This window comes from Micromonospora zingiberis, assembly GCF_004331455.1.
Taxonomy (GTDB): domain Bacteria; phylum Actinomycetota; class Actinomycetes; order Mycobacteriales; family Micromonosporaceae; genus Micromonospora; species Micromonospora zingiberis.
Genome location: NZ_SJJR01000007.1, coordinates 209,277 through 234,587, shown reverse-complemented (window position 1 = coordinate 234,587; position 25,311 = coordinate 209,277). Strand labels below are relative to the sequence as shown.

The 25,311-nt window shown below is 67.8% G+C and carries 21 protein-coding genes, 1 pseudogene and 1 riboswitch; of the genes and pseudogenes, 12 read left to right on the top strand and 10 right to left on the bottom strand.

All coding sequences use genetic code 11. From position 1 onward, the window contains the following. Positions 1-60: 60 nt before the first annotated feature. Positions 61-651 carry a TetR/AcrR family transcriptional regulator gene (locus E0H26_RS13545; protein ID WP_206025066.1) on the bottom strand — a complete coding sequence of 197 codons (591 nt, stop codon included), beginning with the start codon at positions 649-651 and terminating at the stop codon, positions 61-63. Between the two features lie 57 nt (positions 652-708). Here E0H26_RS13545 and E0H26_RS13540 point away from each other — a divergent pair, with 57 nt between their 5' ends. From E0H26_RS13540 to E0H26_RS13510, 7 genes are all read left to right on the top strand, one after another. Continuing rightward, positions 709-1,608 (top strand): alpha/beta fold hydrolase, encoded by a 900-nt coding sequence (locus E0H26_RS13540; RefSeq protein WP_165521851.1) that lies wholly within the window; start codon positions 709-711, stop codon positions 1,606-1,608. Positions 1,609-1,782: 174 nt separating this feature from the next. Then, entirely contained in the window at positions 1,783-2,376 is a 594-nt protein-coding gene (locus E0H26_RS13535; RefSeq protein ID WP_131303946.1) for an AAA family ATPase, read from the top strand. Positions 2,377-2,514: 138 nt separating this feature from the next. Further along, the gene (locus E0H26_RS13530) at positions 2,515-3,057 is read left to right on the top strand and encodes a dihydrofolate reductase family protein (RefSeq protein ID WP_131303945.1); all 543 of its coding nucleotides are present in this window, start codon (positions 2,515-2,517) and stop codon (positions 3,055-3,057) included. Positions 3,058-3,196: 139 nt separating this feature from the next. After that, positions 3,197-4,201: an SDR family oxidoreductase gene (locus E0H26_RS13525; protein WP_206025064.1), complete on the top strand. Its 1,005-nt coding sequence runs from the start codon at positions 3,197-3,199 to the stop codon at positions 4,199-4,201. Positions 4,202-4,232: 31 nt separating this feature from the next. Next, positions 4,233-4,397: a hypothetical protein gene (locus tag E0H26_RS13520; protein WP_240742143.1), complete on the top strand. Its 165-nt coding sequence runs from the start codon at positions 4,233-4,235 to the stop codon at positions 4,395-4,397. Between the two features lie 256 nt (positions 4,398-4,653). Next, positions 4,654-5,100, top strand: coding sequence for an endonuclease/exonuclease/phosphatase family protein (locus E0H26_RS13515; protein ID WP_338106209.1), 447 nt, complete (start codon positions 4,654-4,656; stop codon positions 5,098-5,100). Positions 5,101-5,331: 231 nt separating this feature from the next. Further along, the gene (locus E0H26_RS13510) at positions 5,332-5,979 is read left to right on the top strand and encodes a hypothetical protein (RefSeq protein ID WP_131303944.1); all 648 of its coding nucleotides are present in this window, start codon (positions 5,332-5,334) and stop codon (positions 5,977-5,979) included. 1,144 nt (positions 5,980-7,123) lie between these two features. Here the strand turns inward: E0H26_RS13510 and E0H26_RS13505 are convergent. After that, positions 7,124-10,633: a phosphatidylinositol-specific phospholipase C domain-containing protein gene (locus E0H26_RS13505; RefSeq protein ID WP_131303943.1), complete on the bottom strand. Its 3,510-nt coding sequence runs from the start codon at positions 10,631-10,633 to the stop codon at positions 7,124-7,126. A 248-nt stretch (positions 10,634-10,881) separates the two neighbouring features. Beyond that, a pseudogene (locus E0H26_RS30590) lies at positions 10,882-11,040 on the bottom strand (transposase); the annotation flags it as partial. A 65-nt stretch (positions 11,041-11,105) separates the two neighbouring features. On the opposite strand from E0H26_RS30590, the gene E0H26_RS13495 reads away from it, so the two are divergent. The 4 genes from E0H26_RS13495 to E0H26_RS30300 all read left to right on the top strand — a co-directional run bounded on the left by E0H26_RS13495 (position 11,106) and on the right by E0H26_RS30300 (position 16,347). Further along, positions 11,106-12,131 carry a hypothetical protein gene (locus E0H26_RS13495; RefSeq protein WP_131303942.1) on the top strand — a complete coding sequence of 342 codons (1,026 nt, stop codon included), beginning with the start codon at positions 11,106-11,108 and terminating at the stop codon, positions 12,129-12,131. A 146-nt stretch (positions 12,132-12,277) separates the two neighbouring features. Further along, a complete protein-coding gene (locus E0H26_RS13490) occupies positions 12,278-12,775 on the top strand; it encodes a sigma-70 family RNA polymerase sigma factor (protein WP_131303941.1) in 498 nt (165 codons plus the stop codon). A gap of 11 nt (positions 12,776-12,786) precedes the next feature. Then, the gene (locus E0H26_RS13485) at positions 12,787-13,776 is read left to right on the top strand and encodes a hypothetical protein (RefSeq protein WP_131303940.1); all 990 of its coding nucleotides are present in this window, start codon (positions 12,787-12,789) and stop codon (positions 13,774-13,776) included. A 249-nt stretch (positions 13,777-14,025) separates the two neighbouring features. Continuing rightward, positions 14,026-14,107, bottom strand: a riboswitch (ZMP/ZTP riboswitch). Positions 14,108-14,352: 245 nt separating this feature from the next. Then, entirely contained in the window at positions 14,353-16,347 is a 1,995-nt protein-coding gene (locus E0H26_RS30300) for an NACHT domain-containing protein (protein ID WP_165521849.1), read from the top strand. A gap of 141 nt (positions 16,348-16,488) precedes the next feature. Here E0H26_RS30300 and E0H26_RS13475 read toward each other — a convergent pair whose 3' ends face one another. From E0H26_RS13475 to E0H26_RS13455, 5 genes are all read right to left on the bottom strand, one after another. Next, positions 16,489-17,280: a hypothetical protein gene (locus E0H26_RS13475; protein ID WP_131303938.1), complete on the bottom strand. Its 792-nt coding sequence runs from the start codon at positions 17,278-17,280 to the stop codon at positions 16,489-16,491. Between the two features lie 399 nt (positions 17,281-17,679). Further along, positions 17,680-18,189 (bottom strand): hypothetical protein, encoded by a 510-nt coding sequence (locus tag E0H26_RS13470; protein WP_240742141.1) that lies wholly within the window; start codon positions 18,187-18,189, stop codon positions 17,680-17,682. Positions 18,190-18,285: 96 nt separating this feature from the next. Continuing rightward, on the bottom strand, positions 18,286-18,780 hold the full coding sequence (locus tag E0H26_RS13465; protein ID WP_206025062.1) for a nucleotidyltransferase domain-containing protein: 495 nt from the start codon (positions 18,778-18,780) through the stop codon (positions 18,286-18,288). A 9-nt stretch (positions 18,781-18,789) separates the two neighbouring features. After that, positions 18,790-19,422 carry an adenylate kinase family protein gene (locus E0H26_RS13460; protein WP_131303935.1) on the bottom strand — a complete coding sequence of 211 codons (633 nt, stop codon included), beginning with the start codon at positions 19,420-19,422 and terminating at the stop codon, positions 18,790-18,792. 68 nt (positions 19,423-19,490) lie between these two features. After that, entirely contained in the window at positions 19,491-19,808 is a 318-nt protein-coding gene (locus E0H26_RS13455; RefSeq protein WP_240742139.1) for a winged helix-turn-helix transcriptional regulator, read from the bottom strand. Between E0H26_RS13455 and E0H26_RS13450 the strand changes: the two genes are divergently transcribed. Next, positions 19,795-20,784, top strand: a complete 990-nt coding sequence (locus E0H26_RS13450) for an SDR family NAD(P)-dependent oxidoreductase (protein WP_240742138.1) — start codon at positions 19,795-19,797, stop codon at positions 20,782-20,784. The genes E0H26_RS13455 and E0H26_RS13450 overlap by 14 nt on opposite strands. A gap of 306 nt (positions 20,785-21,090) precedes the next feature. On the opposite strand, the gene E0H26_RS13445 is transcribed toward E0H26_RS13450, so the two are convergent. Together E0H26_RS13445 and E0H26_RS13440 are read right to left on the bottom strand one after the other, a co-directional pair. Beyond that, on the bottom strand, positions 21,091-21,597 hold the full coding sequence (locus tag E0H26_RS13445) for a hypothetical protein (RefSeq protein WP_131303932.1): 507 nt from the start codon (positions 21,595-21,597) through the stop codon (positions 21,091-21,093). After that, entirely contained in the window at positions 21,597-25,178 is a 3,582-nt protein-coding gene (locus E0H26_RS13440) for an ALF repeat-containing protein (RefSeq protein ID WP_240742137.1), read from the bottom strand. Before E0H26_RS13440 ends, E0H26_RS13445 begins: the two co-directional genes overlap by 1 nt. Positions 25,179-25,311 lie beyond the last annotated feature (133 nt).

Genomic DNA, 25,311 nt, shown 5'->3' with positions numbered 1-25,311 from the left:
CACCGACCACCTTCGCATGATCCACAAGACACTTCCTAGCCTCCGACGCCGCAAGCTGGGTCACCGGAGCAGCGGAGGTGGCCTCCGGGCGACGCGGGCAGTGGCCGCGGCGACGGTTGCCAGGTCTTCGCCGGAGAAGCCGGAGCGACTCAGCACCGCCAGGGATTTGTTCGTCGCCAGCGTGCACAACGCCAGCTCCGCCGCGTCCTGTTCACCGGCACCCGCCGCGCGCAACGCCTGCTCCAGCATCGCCCGCAAACTGTCGATCATGGCGCGGACCATCGCCTGGCCCTCCGCGTCGAGGGCCTGGAGTTGCGCGGCCGACATCGTGAGCAGGCAGCCGTCCGGGACCGCCGGGTCGGCGATCCGGTTCAGGGCGACCCGCAGGTAGGCGGCCATCACGGCCTCCGGGCTCGGGTGGGGGCCGGACAGTGCCCGCTCGTACAGCGGGTGGTAGGTCTCCGCGTACCGGAGGAGGCTTTTCCGGAAGAGGGCGCTCTTGTCGCCGAAGGTGCCGTAGAGCGAGCCCCGGCCCAGGCCCGTGCCCTCGGTCAGGCGATCGATCGATGCCTCCGAATAGCCCCAGCGCCAGAAGACGAGCATCGCGCGTCGTAGCGCCTCGTCCACGTCGAACTGCTTACGGCCCGCCATGGTTCGTCAGTATACATATCTTGTACCGATCGTTCAAAGATGTGTATCGTCGCCGGCATGACCGACCTGAGTTCGCTACAACTGCCTGACGGGTTCCTCGACGTCTTCACCAGCCGGCTCGTGAAGGTGAACGAGCTACGGCTGCACGCGGTCACCGGCGGGAACGGGCCGGCGCTGCTACTGGTCGGCGGGTGGCCCCAGACCTGGTACGCCTGGCGGCAGGTGATGCCCGCGCTCGCCCGCGAGCACACCGTCGTCGCCGTCGACTCGCGCGGGGCCGGGCTCTCCGACAAGCCCGACGACGGGTACGACGCCGGCACGCTCGCCGCCGACCTGGTCGCGTTGATGGCCGCGCTCGGGCACGACCGGTTCGATGTGGTCGGCCACGACATCGGTACGTGGACCGGATACGCCCTCGCCGCCGATCACCCCGAGCAGGTGGGCCGGCTCGCCGTCCTCGAAGCCGTGATCCCCGGCCTCAGCCCGTCCCCGCCGTTCTTCGGCCCAGCCGCGGCCAGTCAAAAGCTCTGGCAATTCGGCTTCAACCGGCTCACCGACCTCAACGAGGAACTGGTCCGGGGACGGGAGCGGCTCTTCTTCGGCTGGCAGTTCGCCACCAAGGCCGCCACCCCGACCACAATCCCCGAGTACGCCGTCGACGTCTACGTCGACGCGATCGCCGCGGACCCTCGCGCGCTGCGGGCAAGCTTCGCCTACTACCGGGCGCTGGACGAGACGATCGCGCAGAACCAGCAACGCAGCAAAACCCGGCTGACAATTCCGGTGCTCGCCGTCGGCGGCGCGCTGTGGAGCGGCCCGAATGCCGCCCAGACGATGCGGCTGGCGGCCGACGACGTCACCGGGGTCGTCCTCGACGACTGCGGCCACTACCCCGCCGAGGAGCAGCCGGCCCGGTTCGTCGAGATCCTGGAGAACTTCCTCGCGGCCAACCGGTAGCAGGCACCCCACCCGACTGGCTGGCCGAGCTGTTCGACCAGCCAGGCCCGGATGTCATCGCGGACGGTCGGACTCGGCGTGACGCGCCATCGGCGGCGTTGCGCTGGTACGACGGTTCAGCCGTTCTGGTGCGAGCCTATGATCGCCGGGAATCGTCGAAGGGTGGGAGCGCGGATGAGGGTCGCGATCTCCGGGACGCATGGGATCGGAAAAACCACGCTGGCCGAAGCGCTGTGTGCGCATCTGCCAGGACACGTCATGGTCGACGAGCCGTACTACCTTCTGGAAGAGCAGGGGTACGAGTTCAGTTTCCCGCCGTCGTCGGAGGATTACCGGGCGATGTTGGCCTGCTCGGTTCGGAGCATGCGGTCGCCGTCAACATCCAGTGCCGTCTTCGACCGCACACCGCTCGACTATCTCGCATACTTGGCCGCAGGCGGAGCGGATCCGTCGGAGCAGGCCGATGCCTCCACGTTGCGGCTCGCGTTCGCGACTCTCGATCTACTGATCATCGCGGTGATCACGCCGGAGAGCGAGCGGATCCTGCCCGCCGCGGAGTTACCCGGCCTTCGGTCGCGAATGAATGACGCGCTCCTGGAACTGGTGTACGACGACCCGCTCGACGCGTGGAAGGACACTCCTGTCCTGGAGTTGAGTGGACCCTTCGACAACCGGCTGGATGCGACCCTCGACGTTCTCAAGCCAGAATCGGCGGGCCCAGGTTCGGGCACGACCGAAGCCGGGGCAGGAAGGCCGTGGCCAGTTTGACAGTGCGCCGCTGCCCCGCAAGAAGTACCGCGTGGTCGAATCGCGTACCCACTTGATACGCGTGCAACTTTCGCCGTCGTCCTCCCGCCGGCCGAACTATGATTCGGCCCCGGGCCCCGAAATCCTGGGAGAAGACGCATGAGCGATGTGAGCATCGGCACCGGCAAAGTGGTCGTGAACAGGGCGATGTCGCTGGACGGGTTCATCGCCGGTCCTGGCCACGCGATGGACTGGATCTTCGAGTACCTGACTGCGGATACGTTTCCGGAGGTTATGGCGGCCACGGGTGCCATGCTCGTCGGTCGGGGCACGTACGAGGTCGCCAAGCGTATGGCCGACGAGGACACCGCCTACGACGGGGGAGGACAGTTCGTCCTCACCCATGAGCCTCCTGACGAGCCGGACCCTACCGTCACGTTCCTCACCTGTGACATCGAGGAAGCCGTTGCCACGGCACGCAGCGCCGCGGGTGGCAAGAACCTGGAGATCCTCGGTGCTGACGTGGCCGCCCAGTGCCTGCAGCGCGGGCTCGTCGACGAGATCCTGGTGTATGTCCTACCGGTGCTGCTCGGCGACGGTGTCCGCTTCTCGCCCTCAAGCCTCGGCAGGATCGACCTGGAACCTTTCAGCAACACCCAGTCGGGCGCCGTCACGATGCTCCGCTTCCATGTGCGCAAGTAGGCACCACCCTCCACCAGTTGACACCAGCCACGCACGCGTTCTGCCACCCGCCCAGCCTGAGCCCGGCCACGGCACCCGACCGTGGTGATTGCTGCGGCGGTCCAGGTTGTTTACCGGTCCGGTTGTAGCGCATGGTGGGGTGGGCCGGCGCATCGGCAGCGATCTGGACGCTGCGGCGGCTGACGGCGGCATCGAGGATCGCCAGGAGAACGGGACGGACCGGTCATTCTGCTGGCGGCGTCGCACCACGACCTGGAACCCGAGGCGTCGCCGCGAGAAAGTGGTGCTGCGGCACGTGCATCCGGGAGGGTCAATGACCACAATGTCCGGCAAGGTGTGCCTGGTGACCGGCGGGACCAGCGGGATTGGCCGGGAGACGGCGGCCCGGCTGGCCGAGTTGGGGGCAACCGTGGTCGTTGTCGGGCGTGACGCCGAGCGAGGACAGGCGGCCGTCAAAGCGATCCGGTATCGGGCGCCCAGTGCCGGGGTGGACCTCCTGACGGCCGACATGTCGAGCCTGGCCGAAGTGCGCCGGGTGGCCGCCGAGGTGCTGGAGAAGTACCCCCGGCTCGACGTGCTCGACAACAACGCCGGTGTAATCGTGCTCAAGCGGCAGCTCACCGTCGACGGCTACGAGACCATGTTTGCCGTCAACCACCTGGCGCCGTTCTTGCTGACCAGCCTGCTGCGGGAACGGCTGGTGGACAGTGCGCCGGCCCGTGTGATCACGGTGTCGTCGAATGTGCATAATTCGGCCAGGCGAGTCCCGTGGGACGAACTGGCCTCCGGCGAGCCGAGCTACCCGCTGTCGAAACTGGCGAACATCTTGTTCACAGTCGAGTTGGCCAAGCGCCTGACCGGCACCGGTGTGGTCGCCAACTGCCTGCACCCGGGCCTCATCCGTACCCAGTTGGGCCGCGAGGCCAGCGGCGTCGCCAAGCTGCTCATCGCAGCCGCCAAGCCCTTCATGGGTACCGTCCAGACCGGCGCGGCCACCCCGGTCTACCTGGCCAGCGCCCCAGAGGCGGCCGAGGTCACGGGAGGCTACTTCTTCCGCGGCAAGCAGATCGAGCCGAGCCCTCTGGCCCGTGATCCCGAGGCCGCCGCGCGTCTATGGGCCCTCAGCGAGGCACTGGTGGCGTAAGTCGATGTCCGGCCACGGAGCGGAGGAATTCGTGGAGTTGCCAGACGTCGAGCCCGACAGCGAGGAGATGTTCGACTTCGGTACCTGGGATAGACCTGGCGAACTGGCGTGGGTGGCCCATTATCTGCCCGGAGTCCGAAGCTTCTTCGCTGCGGTCGCCAAGGACGGCGACGCGGTGATCTGCTGGCTTGACTGAGTGGTGACTCAGCCTTGCGGAGCGCAAGCCCACGTTCACGTCCCGCTACGCCGATGGGGCAGCGTGTGCCGGCTGGACCGGAAAGCCGCAGAGCGATCGAGATCTGCGGCAGAACCGTACAGACGGCGAGGAACGCGGTGGCCGTCCGGGGCACGGCATGTCGGTGTCCTCTCGGTCCCGCGCACCGCTCGCGGCATGAGCGTGCACCCGATCTTGCGATCTACGGGGCAGCGGCATGGGCCAAGTACACCGGCGCATGCGACTACGACGAGGATATGCACCGGGCGGGGTTGTCGGTGAGTGGGTTATCGAGTCGGCGCACCCGGCGGCCCCGTACGCGATCGACCAGACGGGCCTCTGGCCCGCGGACCTGGCGGCGCAGCCGAACGCCACCCCGGACGGGCCGCTGAGCATCCTCGCCGGGGACTTCAATGCCACCCTCGACCACGCCCCGCAGCGGGCCCTGCTTGGCAGCGGCTACGCCGACGCTGCCGACGCTGCGGTCGGCGCCGGGCTCACCGGCACCTCGGGCCCGTACAACGGAGACCTGATCCCACCCGTGGTGATCGACCACGTGCTTGTCGACCGCCGGATAGCGGTGCGCGCGGTCGCGATGCACCCACTGCCCGGCAGCGACCACCGCATGGTCCTCGCCGAACTACGTGCCCGGGTAAGGAGAGGCCCTTTCTTAACGCCTGCGTAGAGAAGGGTTCTCTACTCACACCTCGCGCCGCGCACCCCGCGCCACACCCGGTGTGATGCGCATCACTGCATTGAACCCGAGCCTGGGCGCGGCCGTCAATCTCGCATTGACGAGGGCAAGGCCCAGAAGCGCCTCCGAGAATGGGTGGCGTTTATTGGTCCACGGCGCCCGACGGAAGGCGCAGCCACGGAACGCTGATTCCATCCTGTCGCCCAAGAAGGAGTAACATTCATGGCCGATGTGGGGTATGACCGATACGCCGACCCCGATTACGTGTCAGGGTCAGCCTACAATCAACTTTCAGGCCGCGAACGGAGGCACTTTGACAACCTCTCCGAGGAGCGGCAGGAGTGGATCGGATCGCATTCCGAACTGATCGAAGCTGTGAGGGAGTACGACGCGGCGAAAGAGAGCGTCGAATTTCTAAACTCAATCAAGGACGGAGCCTACGATGATCTCTATTCGGGGCCTTATCGGGAACACCTTCCCGGAGGGCAGGAATATGTGAACCCTGGACATATCGTAGGGACCCCCAACTGGAGTGTCGATAGACCTGTTACCTATCACCACGTGACCAGAGCGGGTGAGCGGAACATGACCGATGCAGAACGGGAGCAGCTTAGGCAAGCCAACGGATTGGGATTTGTTGCCTACGACCGTGAAATCGACAACGCCAATTGGAGAATCGGCAATTCGGCTGAGATAGTCCGACGTGAAACCGCGCGGCTGATTGGTGTGATCCGACGCGCCGATTCTGCCGCCGGCACGTCAGTCGTTAGGAACGATGCGCAGGGTCAGGGGTCGAACACGAATCGACGTTCAGACGGTTCAAGCAGTTCACGGAGTCATGGTAGCGGACGTTCGAATCGACGCCGTTGATGTATTCAGATGTCCGTATCCCAGACTCGATGATTCGCGCCTGACCCTGCGTTCCCAACCCCGCCCGTCTGATCGTTGCCGACTAGCGAGAATGCGGTTGTGCAGCTCGTGAAGCCGGTCCAGCACGGCACCGGCTCATCTGCGGCAGAGTCGCTACGGATGAGCAGGTGCCGCCGGTGTTTCTCGGGGACCTGCGCGATGGTTCGGGTGTACACATCGAGGTAATCGGCGGCAGTGTTCGCGCCGCTTCTCACGCCCGCCGCGCTTCTCAGCGAGTGTTTGACAAGGGGCGTGTCGGCCCCGGTATGCGGCTGATGGTTGTGGATGCCTGGTTGCCTTCGGCGTGCCTCGTAAGCGATCGGACTCGACACTTCCATCAACCACCCACAGCCACTGATCTTTCCGCCTGCGATCGCCGCCCTCCAACTCGAACCGGCGGCGACCTCCTACCCGATCGCCCGGCCACGCGCTAAGCGGCAGATGCGAATACTCGGCGACGATGTGCAGATCCAGGGCAGCATGGATTCATGACCGGACGCTTGCCCCAGACCGGGCTGATCGAACAGCCCTCGCACCTCGGATGAACGGGTATAGCGATGGGTGAAGGTACCTGCGGGACGGCGGATCGTGGTACGCCACCGCCCGTGTGCGTGGCGGATGGTGACTCCGGCCTTGACTACCGCAAAGTCGTACGCACGTCGCCCGGCATATGAGCGCGCCGATGTTGTTACGAATTTACGGTGCCCTGCGCATTGCTATCGCGCCTGAGCGTGAAGGCTTGGATCTGATTCGGTCCTGTGTTCGCTTGAGGATTTTCGTCGAATAATTAATTGGAGACAAATTACGAACACCGCAAGGCGAAGTAGCCAACTGACCACCATAGTCACAGCATGCAGTGGTGTCCCTGTCCAGATCACGATCCCCAGCACGTCGAGGCAGCCCGCAGCACCGAAGAACAGGAAGGTGAGGCCGAACCTTCGGCCAACTTCCCCCATGACTTTGGCGACCATCGCATCTTCAGCGCCAGTACACCACCAAGCGCCATTGCCAGGCTCAACGTCAATGCTACCGGCGGGCGGCCTGCCACACGGCCCGCGCGTGTTCCGGAACGGGGAGCACGCGCGGGCCGCGGTGGGTGGTGTGGTCAGCCCCGCGCCACGTCGGCGGCGAAGGCGCTGACCCAGGCCAGGGCCGAGTTCCAGTTGATGGTGATCTCGTTGACCGACCAGGCCTCCAGGTTGTCGACGTAGCACAACTGCGGCGCGCAGCCGTGCAGCCAGGAGGCGGCCAGCGGATCATCCAGGCCCGAGTTCGGCCCGCCCGCGACCGACCCGACCGGCGGGTGCGGCAGCCGCGCGTCGAGGGACTTGGCGTACCAGCGGCTGTGCTGGTTCTTCGCGTCGTTGGTCCCGTACCCGGTGACGTAGGACTGCCCGAGGGCGTTGCGGCCGAGCAGGTAGTCGAAGCCCTCCAGGACCGCGTCGGCGTAGACCCGACGGTTCGTCAGGTCGTACGCGGTGGCGAGAACCACCTGGTTGTTGAGGATCGAGGCGTTCGATCCCCAGGCGTACCGGCCGGAGGCCGGCGTGTAGGTCTGGCCGAACCGCTCCGCCCGCTGGAACGAGATCAGCCGGTCGGCGGCGGTGGTGACCCAGGACCGGATCTGGTTCCGCTCGGACAGGTCGGTGCCGAAGCGGGCCAGGTCGAGTTGGGCGAGCGCGGCCACCGAACCCCAGTAGAACCCGCTCTGGCTGAACGCCACCCCGGAGGCGTGGTGCCGGCTCAACCGCAGGTCGTCGAGGTAGGTGCTGGTCTTCGTAGTCAGGTAGAGCTGCGCCGCCGCCCAGTAGAACTCGTCGGTGACGTCGTCGTCGTTGTAGGGGCCGCCACCGACGCGGTCCGCGCGCGGGGCGTACAGCGTGGGATTGGTCCGCGCCGCGGTGTAGGCGTACCCGGCGGCCACCCGGAGCCGGTTCGCGAAGGCAGCGTCGAAATTCTGGTAGACCCGCGCGCCCTGGGCGGCGACGGCGGCGAGGTTGAGCGTCGCCGCCGTGGAGGGGCGGTGCAACTCCCGCTTCTTGCTGGCCTGGTGCGGCAGCATCGGCGGGCCGCTCCACGACTCGTCGTGCACCTTGTGGTGCACCATGCCGGCCAGTGGCTTGCCGGCCGGAACCTGCATCTTGAGCATGAACTCCAGGTTCCAGCGGGCCTCGTCGAGGATGTCCGGCACGCCGTTGCCCCGCTCGGGAACCGCCAGGGTCGAGTCACCGAGCTGGGCCTGGGTGCCCGCCGCGACGGCCCGCTCCCAGGCCGACAGTAGTTGGTAGGTGGCGATGCCGCCGTTGACCACGTACTTGCCGTGGTCGCCCGCGTCGTACCAGCCGCCGGTCACATCGAGGCGGTAGTCGCAGGTCCAGTTGTCGACGTAGGACTTCGGCGTCTGGCACGCCACGTTGGTGTCCCCGCCGTTGGGCGAGGCCGCCACGTGCCCGGCCGGGCGGGCGTACCCGGCTCCGGCGATGCCGCCGTCGATGGCGATGCCGCTGCGGTTGGAGTAGAAGAATCGCATCGAGTCCGTCCGCAGCGACGCGTACAGGTCGGACCGGATGTCGAAGGGGTGGCTCACCTCGTTGCCGATCGCCAGTTCGAAACGGCCGGTGGCGGTGACCTGGCTGAAGTCGATCGTGTGCACGCCGGTGCCGGCGGAGCCGTCGAAGCCCGCCGGCTTCGTCGTACCCGTGGCCACCGTGCCACCGCCGACGCGACGCAACGTCCAGCTGAGCGCCGAGGTCGCGTTGGTCACCATCGTCGCGCGCTTGGGTCCGATCGGTGCGTACCCGTGCTGGTTGACCTTCAGCAGGGGCCCCCGATTCGCGGTGTAGACGTACTCCCGCCCGGCCAGCGAGACGTCGTCCATGCAGAACTCGTACGACCCGCTGGCCCCGCCGAGCCGGAACTGGAGCTGCGCGAGGACGTACGGCTGAGCGAAGGTGGTGTCGAAGGTGTACTCGAAGGTCTTCCACCCGTCACCCAGGGTGGGGTACTTGGCCAGGTATGTGACGTTGGTGGGGTTGTCGAACGGCGCCAGCTGTACGACGACCTGCCGGCTGACGCTCGCGCGGGCCCGGAACCGCAACGTGTACGAGTTGCCGCCGGGCAGGTAGATGCTGTTGTGCCCGACGATCACGTCCCACGGGTTGGTCCTCGCGGGAGCGGTGACGCAGAAGGCGCCGCCGCTGAGCCGCTCGGTCATCCCGGCGTTGACCCACCACGGCTTGGTGGTGTCGGCGAAGTCGGTGTTCTCCAGCAGCTCGCCGTCGAGTTGGGGCCGGGGGGTGCCGCCCCGGTACGGCGGCAGGGTGCCCGGCTCAAGTTCACCCGGACCGTCTCCGCCCTCCGGGTTACGGGCGATGATCTCGTCGATCAGGCCGCCACCCGGGAAGTCCATCATCAACACGCCGGTGCGGTCCATGCTCTGCCGGCCGCCGAAGTTGTCGCCCCGGTCGGGGTAGAACTCCGGGCACCGGCTGTTGCGCTCACGCAGGCACTGGAGCAGGAAGTTGTTGACCCCGGTCACCCCGGGTTGCCCGCCGGCCACCATCAGGGGGTGAACGGTGTCACCGGTGCCGCTGGCGAAGTTGACGTAGATCGCGTCGGGCCGGTGCGGGTGCGCGGTCTGCTCCCCCCGGTTGCCGTCCCACACCCCGTTGGTCTTACGCAGGTGGGTACGGACCTTCTCCCACTTCGGTGCGATGTCCCAGAGGTTGGGTACCTGGAAGCTGTCCTGCACGTACTCGGTGTAGGACGTGTCCGACGCGAAGGTGGGCAGCACCCCGTACCCGTTGTAGACACCGCCCCGAGGCCCCCGGAAGCCGAGCAGCACGATCTTGCCCCGGACCTGGTCCAGGGTGGGGACCGCCGCCTTCTGGTTGCCCGTGACCGAGTCCGCCCAGAACAGCTCCCGCCAGGCGGTCGCGGGCTCGTACTCGTCACCGTCGCCGGTGTAGGCACGTCCCTCCAGATAGGACCGAAAGACCTTGAGTCGCCAGTCGGTGGTGCCGTATCCGTCGGCGTCGTAGCAGGTGAACGCCCCGGAGCCCGAGCACTCGGCCTTGAGGCTCAGCAGCACGGTCTCCGACGGGTTGGCACGCAGGAAGTCCCGGGTCTTGGTCAGCACGTCGGTGAAGTTGGCGTGCTGGTAGTACACGCCGTGGTGGATGGTGAAGCTCAAACCGGCGTCGCCCTTGTCCACCCGGACCCGAATGTCGATCGCCCGGATACCGGCCTCGTACTGCGTGGTCAGGGTCTGGCCGGAGTAGCCGTGATCCTCCTGGGTCTTGGTGACCGAAGTGCTGAAGCTCTCACAGCCACCACCGCCGGAGAACCCGCACAGCGACAGGCTGTCGTGGGTGCCCGGAACCGACAGGGCGGAAAGCTTGGTGTCGTCCGGGACCCGGCTCATCCAGTTCCGGTTCTCCGGCGAGGCGTCGGTGATGCTGTTGTAGTAGTCGTCGGCCTGTGCGGGTGAGGCCGTCGAGGCCATCACCACGGTCGTCGCCGACAGGGGCAGCAGAACGGCCAGCACGGCGCGGAGAACCGTCCGCCGCACCGGCGACCGGCCACTCGGGCCTGGTCGCCGGATCGGGATCTTCATCGATGTGCTCCTTGAACATGCCTCAGCGCGAGGGCTGCATGGTCGCGTGGCGTACCGGTCCGGGCCGGAGCCACCCCCGGGGTTCGGGGCGGTCGGCTGACACTACGGACGGACGCGCCACGGGTTCAGGCACGGCGTGACCTTTCTTGGCCCGGCGGGAATCCGGGTGTCCGTCCGGATCGGAGTCCGCCGCGCGTCCTGCGACCCATCCGGCGAGCCATGCCCAGCCCGCTCCGCAAGCGTCCACCCGTGCGTAGCCGTTGATTGTCGGGATTACGGAAGCCGTAGGCGTCGTGGGCGATGGTTTCGATGACGCGGTTGGTGCCTTCGGAGCCGGCGTTGGTGATTTGCGTGGCCGAAACGCTGAGTTGTGGCCACCACGAGCGTGACTCCCTGGAACCGTTATGCTGATGGTGACCTACCTGGCGCTCAGGGGAGTCCGCGCTGACGCGCGCTCGCTGAGGAGTTCGCCATGCCATTTTCGTCGGGTCCGGTCACTGGGCAGCCGATCTGGGACATGCTCGGTACCACGATGCCGAGGGGGATCCTCGGGCTGAGCGACCCCGACGTCCATCTGATCCACGGCCGCTGGTTCATGTTCGTCGGCGGGTTCTCCACCAGCTTCCGGAACCGGCTCTACCAGGCGCGGCTGCCCAACGGTGCCGGACCGGATCAGGCCGGCTGGCTACTCGACCGGCGTCCGATCATCGACGACCCGCCCAAGGGGGCGTGGGACGCGGGCGGCATGCACACCCCGAGCTACGTGCCACCTCACGGCGAACGAAGTGCGCGCATCTACTACGCCGGTCGCGTCGGCGCTCGGCATTACGGCCGGGGCAGCGCGTACGCGATCGGTGTCCTCACGCGGAACTCCCGAGGGCAGTGGGCGCGAAACGCGGCGCCGGTTCTGTGCGGATGGCCAGGCCGGCCCAGCGTGCTCGAACCGCTCGTCATCGCCGTCGACACCGGTTACCGAATGTGGTTTCTCGCCACGCCACACGAGGTCGCCCCCGGTGAACAGCCCAACTTCGAACTGCATGTGACTGACAGCGCCGACGGTATCCAGTGGGAGCCTTCGCGTCGCTTCGCCACATGTGAGGAGGGTTTCTTCGACAACGCGGTCTACCCGACCTCGCACGGGTGGGAGATGACACTGGCGCGCGGTACCAACCTGCACGGCACCACGCCCTACCCCGACCAGGGTCTGTGGGTGATGCGCGCCGCGACCCCGTCGCCGGACCGCGCGGCCTGGTCAACGCCCGAACGCGTGCTCGACACCGCTGCACCCGGCACCCCATCGTGGATGGCCCGCGGAGTCTGCGGCCCCTCGGTCATCCCGCTTCCCGACGGGCGACGGATCGTCTTCCTCACTGGCACCCACGACGTCGACTCCTGGTGGCAGGCCACCCGACTACGGATGGCCCACGCACGGCGTATCGCTGTGCCATCGCCCTACTTCCTCGCCACCGGCACCATCGACATGACCGACGTGACGTGAGTGCTCCGGCTCGCTCACATCGGCAGTTCGGGGAAGTCGGCCGGGCCGACGTCCGGCCACGGAGCGTGGCGGCAGCAGTCGCTCGTCCCCGGCAGTGATGGTCAACGGAAAATTTCTTCCGTGGGGGTAAATGGATCGGGGCGCTGATGCGTGAACCCCGTGTGGAACGAGAACGGAAGGACTTCGCGGACTTCTATCAGCGATTTCGAGACAACTGCCTGCGTGCCGTACTAGCTGGTACGGGCGATCGCGCGCTGGCGGAGGATCTGGTCGCTGAGGCGTTCGCGCGAGCCTGGGCCTCCTGGCCAAAGGTGAGCCAGCATCCGGCACCGGCGGCGTGGGTGGTGCGCACCGCCCTCAACGTCCGGGTGTCCTGGTGGCGGCGACGCCGGCGGGAGGTGGCCCTCGACGGCCACGACCGGGCGGTCCTCATCGGGGACGAATTCGACACCAACGACGCCCTCCTGGCCGCCGTTCGCCGGCTGCCGCGGCGGCAGCGTGAGGTGGTCGTGTTACGTATCTGGCTCGACCTGGACACCAGGTCCGTGGCTGCGGTGTTGGGCATCTCCGCCCAAACCGTAGCCGTCCATCTGTCCCGTGCCACCGCAACCCTGCGGGCGCAGCTCGTGCCCGCAGCCTGTTAGGAGATTCGCTCATGAACGACGATGAGGTGTGGGACGCGGTGAAGCAGACCCTTTCCGACGTACAGATGGATCGTCCGGTCGAGGCGATCGAGCAGCGCGGCCGTGCGCGGCGGCGCAAGCGCCACGTGATCGGCGTGGCCGCCGGTGGTGGTGTCGCGGCCGTGGCCGCGCTCGCGCTGGTCCTGCCGATGGCCATCGGATCCGGTACGGCCCCGGCTCCGACCGGCCCGAACAATCAGGCGGGGCCTGTCTCCCCGGCACCGGCAGGCGACATCAAGCTCGTGTCCCTGGCGGCCAGCCTCGCAGCAGACAACGCCGTACTGCCAGGTGACGCGTCGCTGATCATCGAGAAGGTCGATGTCCGTCGGGGCACCGTGCCATCTGGTACCCGGTACCACCTGCACACCGACAGCGGCGACTACTACTTCACGGAGGCCCGGCGCCAGCTCCCACGGGTGGTCGTTCGTGGTGAGAACCTCGGTAACGGCTTCAATACCCGTGGGGTGGCGGCGGCGCGGTACGCGGCAACCGGTGACCTTGCCAAGGCCCGAGAGCAAATGATCAACTCCGTGTACGACGAGGGAAAGCCCCCTACTGCTGAGCAGGACCGAACGGAGATCCTTCGACAGCTGGGGGTCACCAGCCCGCCGCCGGTTACCGAAGAACAGAAGAAGTTCGCCGCCAACAACTACCTCTGGGTCAACAGCGTCATCGTGCTCTCCGCGGGGGGAGGCGACCCGAAGGTACGGGCAGGCGTGCTTCGCCTGATCTCCACCATTCCCGATGTCACCGTCGCGGAATCGACGACCGGCGGGCAGCCCACCCTGACCCTCACTGCGAGGGTGTTTGGGAACGACGGCCAGCAGGTGCTGACGATCAACGCCCAGAACGGGGTGCCGATCAGGTCCGTGCTGGATTATCCGGATCTGAAGACCACCATTGTGGAAACCTTCGAGGTCTCCCGTGTGACGGTGGCCGACATCAAGGCCGGCAGGTTCTGACCCTCGCCCCTTCACCGTGCGCGCCGTCCACACCAAGTGGGCGGCGCGCACGGACCGCGTTCATGGGCAGTCATCACGGCCGATCGCCCGGCCGCTCCGATCACGACGTGGACACCGCGAAAACAGTTTGATCAAAGTGGACAGCATCGGGACGATCACCACCTCCCGGCCGACGCCGGGGATACCGTGATGGGCGAGGCTGGGCGTCACCCCAAGCGTTCCCGGGAGGGCGGCATGCGTCCCTCCCGGAACGGCAGCCCAGGCGGTCGGCTCCCGTGACAGGCTCCCCGATGGTCCGACCCATCCCCGCGCCGCCAGTCGCTGTACCCAACGAGTACCCGGCCCGATACCGACAAGTACTGATGATGCCCTGCACACACCCAGCTGCCGCCCTCCGCCCTGCCAGATGAGGCGCGGTGGGTTGACCACTCGCTCGTACCGATGAGCGGATGGCGTGACCGACGACCATCGGCGTGACGCATTGATCACGGTAGGTAGGGTGTGGTGGTGGCTGGCAATCGGGTCGGTGGCCGAGGGCGGCGCCTTGCGTGGGGTGCGGGCCTTGTGATGCTGGGTATGGTGCTCTACCTGCTGGCCCGGTCCTTACACGACAATGACGTGCTGGATGGGCTCGACAAGGTCTTCAGCGTCATCGGGGGCATGTCCGGCCTCCTCGGGCTCGCCTTGGCGGTCCAGGCGGTGCGGTCTGCTGGTGGTCCTGCCGGCACTCCTAACGGGCATGCGGATTTGTCGGGGTTGGGCGGACTCGCCGCCGCGGTGGAGCAGGTGTGGCGTCCAGAGTTGGGCCGTCGCCGGCTCGCCAACCCGCATCCCTTGCCCGTTGCCTGGACCACGATCGGCCCGCCGATCGCCGACCACTGGAGCAACATCCGCAGCGACGGTGAACCGACGCCGCTGAACCTCGACGGATGCCTCGACCTGCATCACCCCGACGCCCTGCACCAGGTCCTGACGGACAAGCGGCTACGCGGCCGGGTCGTCATCCTCGGCGAACCCGGCGCCGGCAAGACCTCGCTACTACTACGCGAGGCCTTGCGCCTCCTCCAGACACGCAACCCAGAAGACCGGGTGCCGGTGCTGTTACGCCTACCCACCTGGAACCCCGACGAACAGACCCTCGAACAATGGATCATTAGCCAACTCACCACCGAGTACGGCTACCGCAGGCCCATCACCACCAACCAACTTCTCCCGATGCTCGACGGTCTCGACGAAATGCCCGCTCCTCGCCGAGCACGCGCCGTCCACGCCATCAGCAACACCTTCGACCCCGACCAACCACTGATTCTGACCAGCCGCACCACCGAATACCTCGACACCCTCACCAGACTGCCCCGCACCACGATGGCCGCCGCCACAGTCCTGGAAATCGCCACCATCCCCGCTGATGTCGCGTGCGCATACCTGCAACGGACCACCAACCGCCCCGACGACTGGGAGGCAGCCTTCCGCCGCGACGCCACACACCAGGGCGGCCGGCTCGCCACCGCCCTCAACGCACCCCTGTGGATCGACCTCGCCCGCATCACCCACACCGACCCCGACCAACCCGACAACCAACCCGGCAAACTCCTCGACCTGCCCGACACCGAAACCGTCCACGCCCACCTCCTCGACCGGCTCATCCCCGCCGCCTACCCCGACCCACCCGAACCAGACCCCACCGGCCGCACCTGGCACCGCGCAGACGCCGACCGATACCTCCGCAACATCGCCCACCACATGCACCAGCGCAACACCCACGACCTCGCCTGGTGGGAACTCGCCCACACGCTCCCCCGCCACATACGACTCGCGTTCGGGCCCGCGTTCGGGCTCACGTTCGGGCTCGCGATCGGTCACGCGTTCGGGCTCACGTTCGGGCTCGCGTTCGGACTCAGGCTCGGGCTCCTGTTCGGGCTCGCGTTCGGGCTCCTGTTCGTGGTCGCGTTCGTGGTCGAGGGCGGGCTCACGTACGGGCTTGCGTTCGGGCACGTAACTCCATCCCGACGGCAGATACGCTGGCGACGGTCGGACCGGTCGTTCATCCGTCGCAACGGATCCGGGCTCCTGGGCGGACTCGTGGTAGGGCTCGTGGGCGGGCTCGTGGTAGGGCTCTCGGACGGACGCGTGGCAGCGGCGCTCGCAGTAGGGCTCATAGCTTTGCTCGTTTTGGAGGTCAGCACCTCCTTCCGCAGCGGCGACGCCGAAGTCACCGCCTCTGACCCGCTCGCACTCCTACGCAACGACCGGCGTCGAGCGCTGGCAAACGCGCTTGCGTTCGGGCTGATGTGCGGGCTCGCGTTCGGCCTCACATTCGGGATCGCACTCGGGCTCACGCTCGGGCTCGCGCTCGGGGTCACGCTCGGGCTCACAGTCGGGCTCGCGGTCGGGCTCTTGACGACCTCATGGGGTGCACTCCAATATGCGCGACTATGGTGGTGCATTCGAAACGACTTGCCCTGGCCGCTTATGGCATTCCTTGCCGACGCCCATCGCCGAGGCGTACTACGCCAAGCCGGCGGCGTCTACCAGTTCAGACACGGCCTGCTGCGCGACCGGCTCACCTAACACGAAGACGAACCGTACCGGCCTGCCGCAGACCGGGTGCGAGTTCGGCGCGAGCTTGCTCGAAACAGGGACCATGCTCGGTCAAGCACCCGGTGCGATGCCGCCCTGGTTCTCGTCGCTGGTTGCCGGACGATGTGGCGGTCAGGTGGCTGTCAGGTCCGCGTTGGCGCTGGCCAGGAGGGCGTACATGAGCGCGGCGAACAATTCGTGGGTGATCCGTTCATACTCTGCATGACGTTTGGTCTCCGGGAAGCCGAGATCGTTCCATGATCCCATTCCTCCGAAGACCCAAGCCGCGTGTGCCATCGATGCGAGTCGTCGACTCGCATCGTCGTAGCAACCGTCCGGTAACAGGTCCGGGTGGTAGGCCGGCTCAGCGTCGCGGGCGAACCATTGTTGTCGAGCGCGAGCGAAGACTCCGTGCCACGGGTAGAGGTCGTACCGCGTGGCGAACGCTTGCGCCCGTTCGAGCGATGCGATCAGAGTGGCCGCCGCCTGGTCGGTATCAGGGCGTTGGGGACCGAAGGAAACCGGCGTGTTGTGGTAAGTGACCTGCCAGATTCGGTGGTCTGGCGCGTCGCGATCGCCGACGTCCCATGATGCGCGCCACAGCTGATTGCCTGAACTGCTCGTCGCGAGCAGGCCTGCGGGGAGGCCACCTGCGAACGCCGCCTGATGGTGCCACGGCAAGGGACTGGTGCCGTCGCCTGAAAGCAGGTCGGGCATGGCAAGCCAAAGCCTGTCCACACGTTCGGCCGACAGCCGTTGCAGCCAACCCAGGACGCTGTCCGTGTCGCCGAAGGTCACGGCGCCGACGCCCTCAAACGCGCGGTGAGTCTGCTCCGGCCGCGCGGGAATCGACGCGGTACGCCCGTCCAACCAGGCGCTGCCGTGCGTGGCGAGCGCGAAGTACTGGGCAAGTTCGCCGTTCACGTAACGACCGTAGCCCACAACGGCAAACAATCCGGCCGGCGCAAGCCTCGCCCAACAGCGCTAACTGCCGGCCACCGCTTGTGCGCTGATCTGCCGCCGACCGAGATAGCGCCACCGCGTCCTCCGGATCTGGGTAAGTAGCGTCTCCAGGTCCGCGTGATTGACCGCCACCGCAACTACATCCTCGCCGTCTACATGGCCACCGGAACATAGCCGGTGAACTCGTGTTGCGCGCTGCGGCGTCGGCCTCCGGTGGGATCTTCTCGGCACCACCTGACTTCGCCGCACCTGCCAGCCAGGGCACCGAGGTCACACATCCGATAGCAATTGTCAGGATGAGGCTGGTCCGGTCGTCTCCGCCGGGCCATCCGGACCCGGGTCTGATGACGCCCGATGGGGTCAATGCGAGAACGGCTCCAGGCACCCGAATTCGGAAGCCGAGCCGGTAACCTCGACCATGACCCGGTCGGGCCGCACGTCCCCGATCACACAGCCCACGTTCGCGAAGTGGACCGCGTACACCGCACCCGGCGGGGGGGTCTCCTGTCCGGTCGGCGGTCGCATGGCGGTGACCTCGATCGCGGCTGCCTTGATGCCCAGTTCGAGCAGCTCTCGCTGAGTGGACGCCGGCGCGAAGTCTCCAGCCGCGCGTAGTGCCTCGAGCTTGGGCCGGATCCGCGCGGCGAGTTTCTGCCCGGTGCGCTGGTCTGCGGCGGAGAGTTCGTGCCGTTGCTTCCAGCCGTTGTTGTCGGCGTGGTTGGGGGGTGCGTCTGCCTGCGGACCGGTCGGCTCCGCCACCACTGCGGACGAGGCCGGCGTGTTCGTGGGTACCGCCGGCACGTCGCCGTCTCGGGTGCCTGGGGCCGCGCAGCCGAGCGCTAGCACGGCGAGCGAGGCAACAGCCGTCAACCAGATGATCTTACCTGCCCGCATCACCGACCCCCGTCGTTACGACACCGAGGATCAGATTGTACGAGGTCGCCGTCAATTCCGGCATTCGCTGTCCTATGGCCCACGAGACAAGCCACCTGAAACCATTTTGAGTGAATCTGGTGGCAGAGGCCGTGTTGGGTCATTGTTGCTGCAGGGTGCCGTGGGGGCCGCCAGCGGCTCACGGAAGACGTCAAGCAGGTAGCGTCCCGTCTCCGGCTCGCGCGGCCACGTCTGCCGGGTGGCAGTCAGCACCTCTGGCGTGGCCGATTCCCAGATCCGAGCGGCGCCAATCGCGTCAAACGTGAACTCGGCGAAACGCTCGCGGATCTCCGGGAATCGTCCGGCTGGCACAGCGATTTCGATGTCGTGGTGCTCGCGGGTCTGCTCACCGCGGAACAGATCCAGCGCCCAGCCTGCCGCCACATACCAGGGCACGGTGATCCCGACCAGGCGGCGTGCGACATCCGCCGAGGACTCATGCCACCGACTGATGTACGGCTGCGAACGGCGACTACCGCCGCCCAAGAGATCAGCGACGTGCGAGTTGGGCCGTGGTCGGCGGCGCACGGTAGCCGGTCATTGGACGGCCTTCGCCGTGACCTCCGCTGGTGTGAGGGTCGCGTCGATAGATGTCAGCTTGTCAAGTGAGCGGTAGTGGTTGAGTGTGGCTTCAGCGGCTGGTCGGTAGGACCGCAGGCCTGCGGTGATGCGTTCAGGGCTGTCGTCGTAGCGCCGGAACAGCTCGCCTCCGCAGCGGTCGCAGATGTCGGGGCGGGCTGGGGCGGCGAACTCGGTGTGCCAGGGTATGCCGCAGTCGCGGCAGGTGCGGCGGCCGGTCAACCGGCGTAGGACCTCGGCGTCGGGCAGGACGAGGTCTATCACACGGTCGATGGGTGCGCCGAGGTCGGACAGCATCGTGTCGAGTGCCGCCGCTGTGATCTTGTGGTTGGGGAAGCCATTGAGGACGAAACCGGCGGTGGTGTCGGGTTGGGCGAGACGGCTGCGGATCATGGACAGGAGCACATGGTCAGGCACGAGTTCCCCGGCGTTCATGTGCCGTAGGGCCTGGATCGCTGCCGGGGTGTTCGCTTGAGTCTCGGCCTTGAAGATGTCGGCCAGGCTGATGGAGGCAACGCCGACACGCGCGGCGATGGTGCCGGCGAGGGTCTCCCGGTCGGACCCAGGTGGTCCGAGAACGGCCAGGCGCATCGGTGCAGCTTATCGCCGTAGCGGGGCCTCGCGGACACCGTCCGTCCGACCGAGATGCGGAACCGAGATCAGCAAGCGTCGGCGTCGTAGCGGGCGCGTGCGGCGCGGATGTCGTGCTCGTGGGCTTCCGCCCAGCGGCCGACCTCAATGATGAGTGGCAACAGCGATCGACCCAGGTCGGTGAGAGCGTAGTCAACGCGCGCAGCAGGGCCGGGGTGTGGTGTCCGGTCTACCAGCCCGTCGCGTACCAACCCCCGCAGCGTGCAGGTGAGGATCCTCCGGCTCAGCCCGTCCACGGCCCGATCGAGTTCGTTGAACCCGTACGGCCGTTGCGCGAGCACCGCCATCAGCAACACGCTCCACTTGTCGCCGGTGCGCCGCAGCACGTCCGTCGCCGTGCACAAGGATCGGTCCTGCGCCGTAACCGGCACCGACAGAAGTGGAGACATCGATGTTCCTTCTTTCGCCGTCCTCACCGTCAGCCGAAGATCGAGCGTACCGGCAAGTGGAAGGGGACGACCTGTGCGCACATTGGTCATCACCGGTGGAACTCAGGGCATCGGCAGGGCGCTGGCTCTGCACTATCTGAGCCGAGGCGACCAAGTCATCGCCGTCGGAACGAACCAGGTCAAGGGTGAAGCGCTACTCACCGAAGCCGATCGGCTCAGCGCCGGCGACCGGTGCTCTTTTCTGTCCGCCGACCTCAGTTCACCGACGATGACTATCCGGCTCGCCGACCGGCTACGCACAGAGCACCCGCGTATCGACGCCCTCGTGTTCGGTGCCTTCCGCTATCAGACCAAGCGTCAGGAAACCGCCGAGGGGATCGAGCGCACCTTGGCGCTGTACGTGCTCAGCCGGTATCTGCTCGCCGAGGAACTACGCACCACGCTCGAACGAGCGCCCCACCCGGTCATCGTGAACCTGTGCGGCACCGGCAGCAGAGCCGGTCGGCTGCGCTGGGACGACCTCCAACTCCGCAGACGCTACCGACCCTTCGCCGCCACCATGCAGGGCGCCCGCGCCAACGACCTGCTCGGCGTCGCCTTCACCGTCGAACATCCCGACAGCCCTGTCCGGTACGTGCTGCACAACCCGTTGTTCGTCAACACCGGACTTGCCGAACCATTCCGGCAACCGACCCGCACGGCAGTAAGCATCATCGCGAAGCTGTTTGCCGCACCAGTCGACAGAGCGATCCAGCCGATCGTCGAACGGATCGACACCCCACCCGAGCCCGCACTGTCTGCCTTTCAGGCACGCCGCCCGATCGACGTCACCGGCCCGGGCTTCGACCCGGGCGCCGCCCGCCGACTGACCATCACCCTACGTAACCTGACCATCAACGGTGCCGCGGCGTAGAAACGCCGAACGAAAGCGGTCCGGCCTGACGTCCGTCGGGGCCGCTGCGCTGCACCGGGCCCGATCAGGGCACGTCCGCAACGACCTACCACTGGTGGAGACCTCGGGCGGGGCGATCGCGCCAGGACCGATCATGCGGCTGCTCGCGGGTCCAGACCTGCTGGTGATGCCGGCGCTCGGGGCCGTCATGTTGAGTTCCGGCGTGGGCTGGTGGCGGGTGCTGGTCCAGGCCGGGTTCTCGGCCGTCTGCCTTGGCCTACCTCCGGTTCGTGACCGACCGGCGTCGCCCGCGCCTGTGACACGGCCTCAGGTGTCGGCTGGCCGGTCGGCCGAGCTGGGCACGTCTGCGGTCCACTGCGCGGACAGGTCGGCGGAAATCACTGTGATGAGGCCGCCAATCATCTTTATCTCGTGGCTGCACCCTTTCTCGTGTGGCAGCAGCTCATCGAGCTGGAACCTGCCCAGCCGCCGGATCGTCGGCTCCACCCACCGCCCTCGTGTAGCGGTCACTGAAATATGGAAGTCGACGACGTCGAAGTAGGTGATGCGCAGGCCCTCGTCTGGGGTGTCGTCGTTCAGCAAAGCAAAGAACAGCTCCAGCGTAAGTTCGTCGTTCTGGTCTGTCGCGCTCATGCGGGATGGCCGTAGGTCTTTGGGGCACCGGGGACTGTGGATGTCGTAGTGCCCGGGATCGGTAGCGAAGCTGGTCGCACCCGGGGGCAGCGCCCCCGGGTGCTGCTCAAGCCAGTCCAGGTACGCGGTGGGGTCGTGCAGGTACCCGGTACCCGTCCAGTCGACCTTCACGTACTTCACTAACAAGCCTCGATTCGCGGCCGCTTCCACCCGTCACCCTTGACGCTATCACCATTTTTGAGCTGGCCGCTGCGACGCATGTAGTCGACCGCGTATCCCTTGAGGATATTTTCCAGCTCCTTGGGCGGGTTGCTGGGAATGGAAAGGCCATGCTTCGGAAACCACCCGTTGCTACCGAAGAACCCGTATTCCCTTCCCTGGTAATAGACGTGAATTTCGAAGCTGGCCTGACCACCCTTGCTCAGGTACCGGTCCAAGCGGCCGGTGTAGTCGCCGACGAACCGCAGCGGATCCATATCGCCCGGCGCCGCCAGCACGCCAACCCGCTCACCATCGGCCGACCTGCTGGCGGCCCGACCTCCCGGAACCGGGCAGGCATCACTCTTCTTACCGAACTTGCGCAGCTCGCGCAGCAGGTCCACGCCGCGCTTTCCGCCAGCGACCCAGCCGATGCCGGGGATCATCGCGAACAGTGAGGTGAAGCCACCTTCGACATCGCCTTCCAAGAAGGCGATGACCGCATCCAATGCGTCGCACCCCTCACCCGCCACCGGCACGAACCCGCAAATGGTCAGGACGAGCTGGACGACCCGCTTGTCCTGCTCGTTCTGCTCCTTGTAGTGCTCCATGACGCCGTCGCAGACCGGCCCGTGGCCGAACTGGAGCGTGCACCAGTTGTCGCCACGGTTTATCGCGTCCAGCAGCGGATCATTACAGGCCCCGTGCAGGTACAGCGCCAGATTGCACTGCGTACCTTGCGGGTCCGGCTGGTTCGCCCGCCGACGCGCCTCGGCCTCCTCCCGCTGCCTCTCGATCGCCGCCTGCAACGCTTCCGTGGCAAGCTGCCGCGCCTCGGCGGCGCTCTTGCCGGCGTCCTCGGCGGACTTGCGGGCCCGGCCCGCCGCGTCGGCCGCCGAGGCCGCATAGTGCTGAGCCCGCGCCGCCGACGTGGTCGCCTGTGCCGCGGAGCGTTGGGCCGACTGGGCGGACGCCTTGGCCGACGCTGCCGCTGCGGCAGCGCGCTGCGCTGAGGCGGCCGCCGCAGCGGCCGATTGCTGCGCCTGCGCCGCCGACTGGCTCGCCTGTTGCGCGAACGCCGCAGCCTGGTTCGCCGACGCGACGGCTTGCCGGGCGTACTCGGCAGCGTCGGTCGCGGCGTTTCGAGCCCGGGCGGCGGCCTCCGCCGCGCGGGCAGCGTCCACCCGCGCCTGCGCGGCCACCCCGGCCGCCTCGGCCACCATCACGCGCATCTTGGCCACGTGTGCGGCGCTTGCCTGATCCCGCTCACGAGCCTTGTGCTGGGCCACATCGAGGAAGTGCCGCAGCGCGGCGCGGGTGCCAGCCAGCGCAATCGTGGCTGCCGCCTTCACCTCCGGCCCGCCAGCGGTCATGACCTGCGCGGTCGCGATCCGGTCGTCCTGCTCCGCCGCGGCGAACCGGCCTTCGCGCAGGAACTCCAGTTGGTCCGCAGCGGTTCCGTTCAATGCCGCCTGCGCCGCCGCCCGCATGGTCGGCCCGCCATCGGCGATGAGCTGACCGATCAGTATCCGGTCGTCCTGCTCCTTACCCACATACTCACGAGTTTCCAGCCATCGCTGCACGTCGGCATCGGAACCGAACAGCGCCGCCTCCGCAGCCTCCTTGATCGCCGGCTTGGCGGCCGTGTCGGCCAGATGCGCCACGATGGCGCGGTTGTCCTGCGCCGCTGCCAGTGCCAGCCCAGTGGTGACGAAATGCCGAACGTCAAGGTCGGTGCCGAGCAGCGCATCCTCGGCCGCCACGCGGGTCCAGGAGCCGCCGGTCTTCAGCAGCCGGACGGCGATCTGCCGGCCGTTGCGGACGACCACCTCCGGGCTGGCGTCCGGCGCGGTGGCCTCGGCCAGCCACTGCCGAACCTGGGCGTCCCGACGCGCCTGTTCGGCGTCATCCCAGGCAGCCCCGGCGAGCTTTGCGACTTCTTCCCGGCGGGCGGCCTCAGCCTCCAGCAACGCCTCCGCCGTCTGCGCCGCCAGCCGCTGCGCGTCCGCCTCGCGGGCCGCCTCCTCCACTTGCCGGGCCTGGTCGGCTGCGGTCGCGGCAGTGTCCGCCGCAGTCAGCGCGTTGCGTGCGTGCTCCAGCGCTTTCTGCGCCGCGTATGCCGCATCGCCGGCATGCGCCGCGGCCTCGTCGGCGGCCGCCGCAGCGTTGTCGGCATGGGTGGCTGCCCCACGGGCGGCCGTTGCGGCCTGGCCCGCCGCCGTCGCGGCCCGACGGGCCTCGCTCGCCGCCTCGTTCGCTGCCCGCTGCGCCTCACCTGCCTTCCGCCGGGCCAGCGCCGCCGCCTGGCGTGCCCGGGCCGCCTCTGCCTGCGAGACGGCCGATTGTCCCGCCGCCTCCTCGGCTGCGGCTGCGGCCAGCAACGCGTTGCCCGCCGCACCGGCTGCGGCGAGTACGGCCTGGTCCGCCGCCGCCGAAGCACGCTGCGAGGCCTCGGACGCCTCGGCGGCACGCCGCGCCTGAACTGCCGCGTTCCGGGCCACCTGCGCCGCGTTTCGCGCCTGCTGCGCCTTGGTGGCGTCCGCCGCCGCAGCCGACGCGGCGGTGTTCGCCCGGGAGGCCGCGCTGCCAGCAAGGGCAGCGGCCCGCCCGGCCCGCGCCGCGGCGCTGGACGCCACCCGCGCGGCGTTACTCGCGGCGTTCGCGGCGCCGATCGCGCGCTGCGCCGCGTTGGCGGCCCGTCCGGCCGCGTCCGCCGCCCGGCCGGCCGCGGCGGCCGCCTGCCGAGCGTCCTGGCCAGCTTCCCTGGTCTCCCGTGCGGCCCGCTCCGCCGCCTCCTTCGCCAATCGGGCCGACTCGACCGCCTGGGCGGAGGCCTGCTCCGCCTGCAGCGTCTCCTGCGCAGCGAGCGCGCCGGCCTCCCGGGCCAGGTCGACAAGTTGGGTGATGGTCTCGGTCTCGTTGTCCTGCGCGCGGGCAACGTGCTGCCCGTGCAGCAGGAACTCACGGATGTCCTCCCGGCTGCCGTTCAGCGCTGTCTGTGCGGCGGCCTTCACAGCCGGGCCGCCGGCCGTCAGGATCTGGCCCACCCGGATCCGGTCGTCGGTCTCCCGTGCCGCGTACTGACCAGCGGAGAGGAATTCGGTGACGTCCTCGTCGGTGCCGTTCAGCGCGGCCTGACCGGCGCGTTTTGTGGTGGCGCCGCCTACCGCGATGAGCTGACCGACCCGGACTCGCTCATCGAGCACCCAGGCCGTCTCCCAGCCGCCGCTGAGAAAGGCCGAGCGATCTTCGGCCGAGCCGGCCAGCGCCGCCTGCGCCGCCTGCTTGATTGTCGGCCCGCCCACGGCGCCGTACTCCTCGACGCGGACCAGGTCGTCCTGGGCCCACGCCTCGCCGTATCCGGACTCGAGGAACCGGGCGACGTCCGCGTCGGTACCGGCCAGCGCCGCCTCGGCGGCCCGGGCCACGTTGCTGTCGCCCAACCGCATGGCGAGCAGTGCCTGGTACCGGTCGGCCCGGGCGTCGTCATCCAGGTCTGCCGCCCGGGCTGGTGCGCCCAGCAGCCCGACGCCCATCACCGCTGCCAGCACGCCGGCGAACACGGCCCTGAGCCCAGGACCGACGCCCCGCAGCCGCCGCGAACGAGACACGTTCATGAGGTCCCCACTTCTCTAACCGAGTGGCGGCAGCAGCCGCGACGATGGTCGGGCGTCTCGCGCCGACGGACCAGGCGCG

What these genes read in the sequence shown, in the direction of transcription:
- E0H26_RS13545 (WP_206025066.1), bottom strand. Translation starts at nt 651, where the DNA reads ATGGCGGGCCGTAAGCAGTTCGACGTGGACGAGGCGCTACGACGCGCG.
- E0H26_RS13540 (WP_165521851.1), top strand. Translation starts at nt 709, where the DNA reads ATGACCGACCTGAGTTCGCTACAACTGCCTGACGGGTTCCTCGACGTC.
- E0H26_RS13535 (WP_131303946.1), top strand. Translation starts at nt 1,783, where the DNA reads ATGAGGGTCGCGATCTCCGGGACGCATGGGATCGGAAAAACCACGCTG.
- E0H26_RS13530 (WP_131303945.1), top strand. Translation starts at nt 2,515, where the DNA reads ATGAGCGATGTGAGCATCGGCACCGGCAAAGTGGTCGTGAACAGGGCG.
- E0H26_RS13515 (WP_338106209.1), top strand. Translation starts at nt 4,654, where the DNA reads ATGCGACTACGACGAGGATATGCACCGGGCGGGGTTGTCGGTGAGTGG.
- E0H26_RS13510 (WP_131303944.1), top strand. Translation starts at nt 5,332, where the DNA reads ATGGCCGATGTGGGGTATGACCGATACGCCGACCCCGATTACGTGTCA.
- E0H26_RS13505 (WP_131303943.1), bottom strand. Translation starts at nt 10,633, where the DNA reads ATGAAGATCCCGATCCGGCGACCAGGCCCGAGTGGCCGGTCGCCGGTG.
- E0H26_RS13495 (WP_131303942.1), top strand. Translation starts at nt 11,106, where the DNA reads ATGCCATTTTCGTCGGGTCCGGTCACTGGGCAGCCGATCTGGGACATG.
- E0H26_RS13490 (WP_131303941.1), top strand. Translation starts at nt 12,278, where the DNA reads ATGCGTGAACCCCGTGTGGAACGAGAACGGAAGGACTTCGCGGACTTC.
- E0H26_RS13485 (WP_131303940.1), top strand. Translation starts at nt 12,787, where the DNA reads ATGAACGACGATGAGGTGTGGGACGCGGTGAAGCAGACCCTTTCCGAC.
- E0H26_RS30300 (WP_165521849.1), top strand. Translation starts at nt 14,353, where the DNA reads ATGGTGCTCTACCTGCTGGCCCGGTCCTTACACGACAATGACGTGCTG.
- E0H26_RS13460 (WP_131303935.1), bottom strand. Translation starts at nt 19,422, where the DNA reads ATGCGCCTGGCCGTTCTCGGACCACCTGGGTCCGACCGGGAGACCCTC.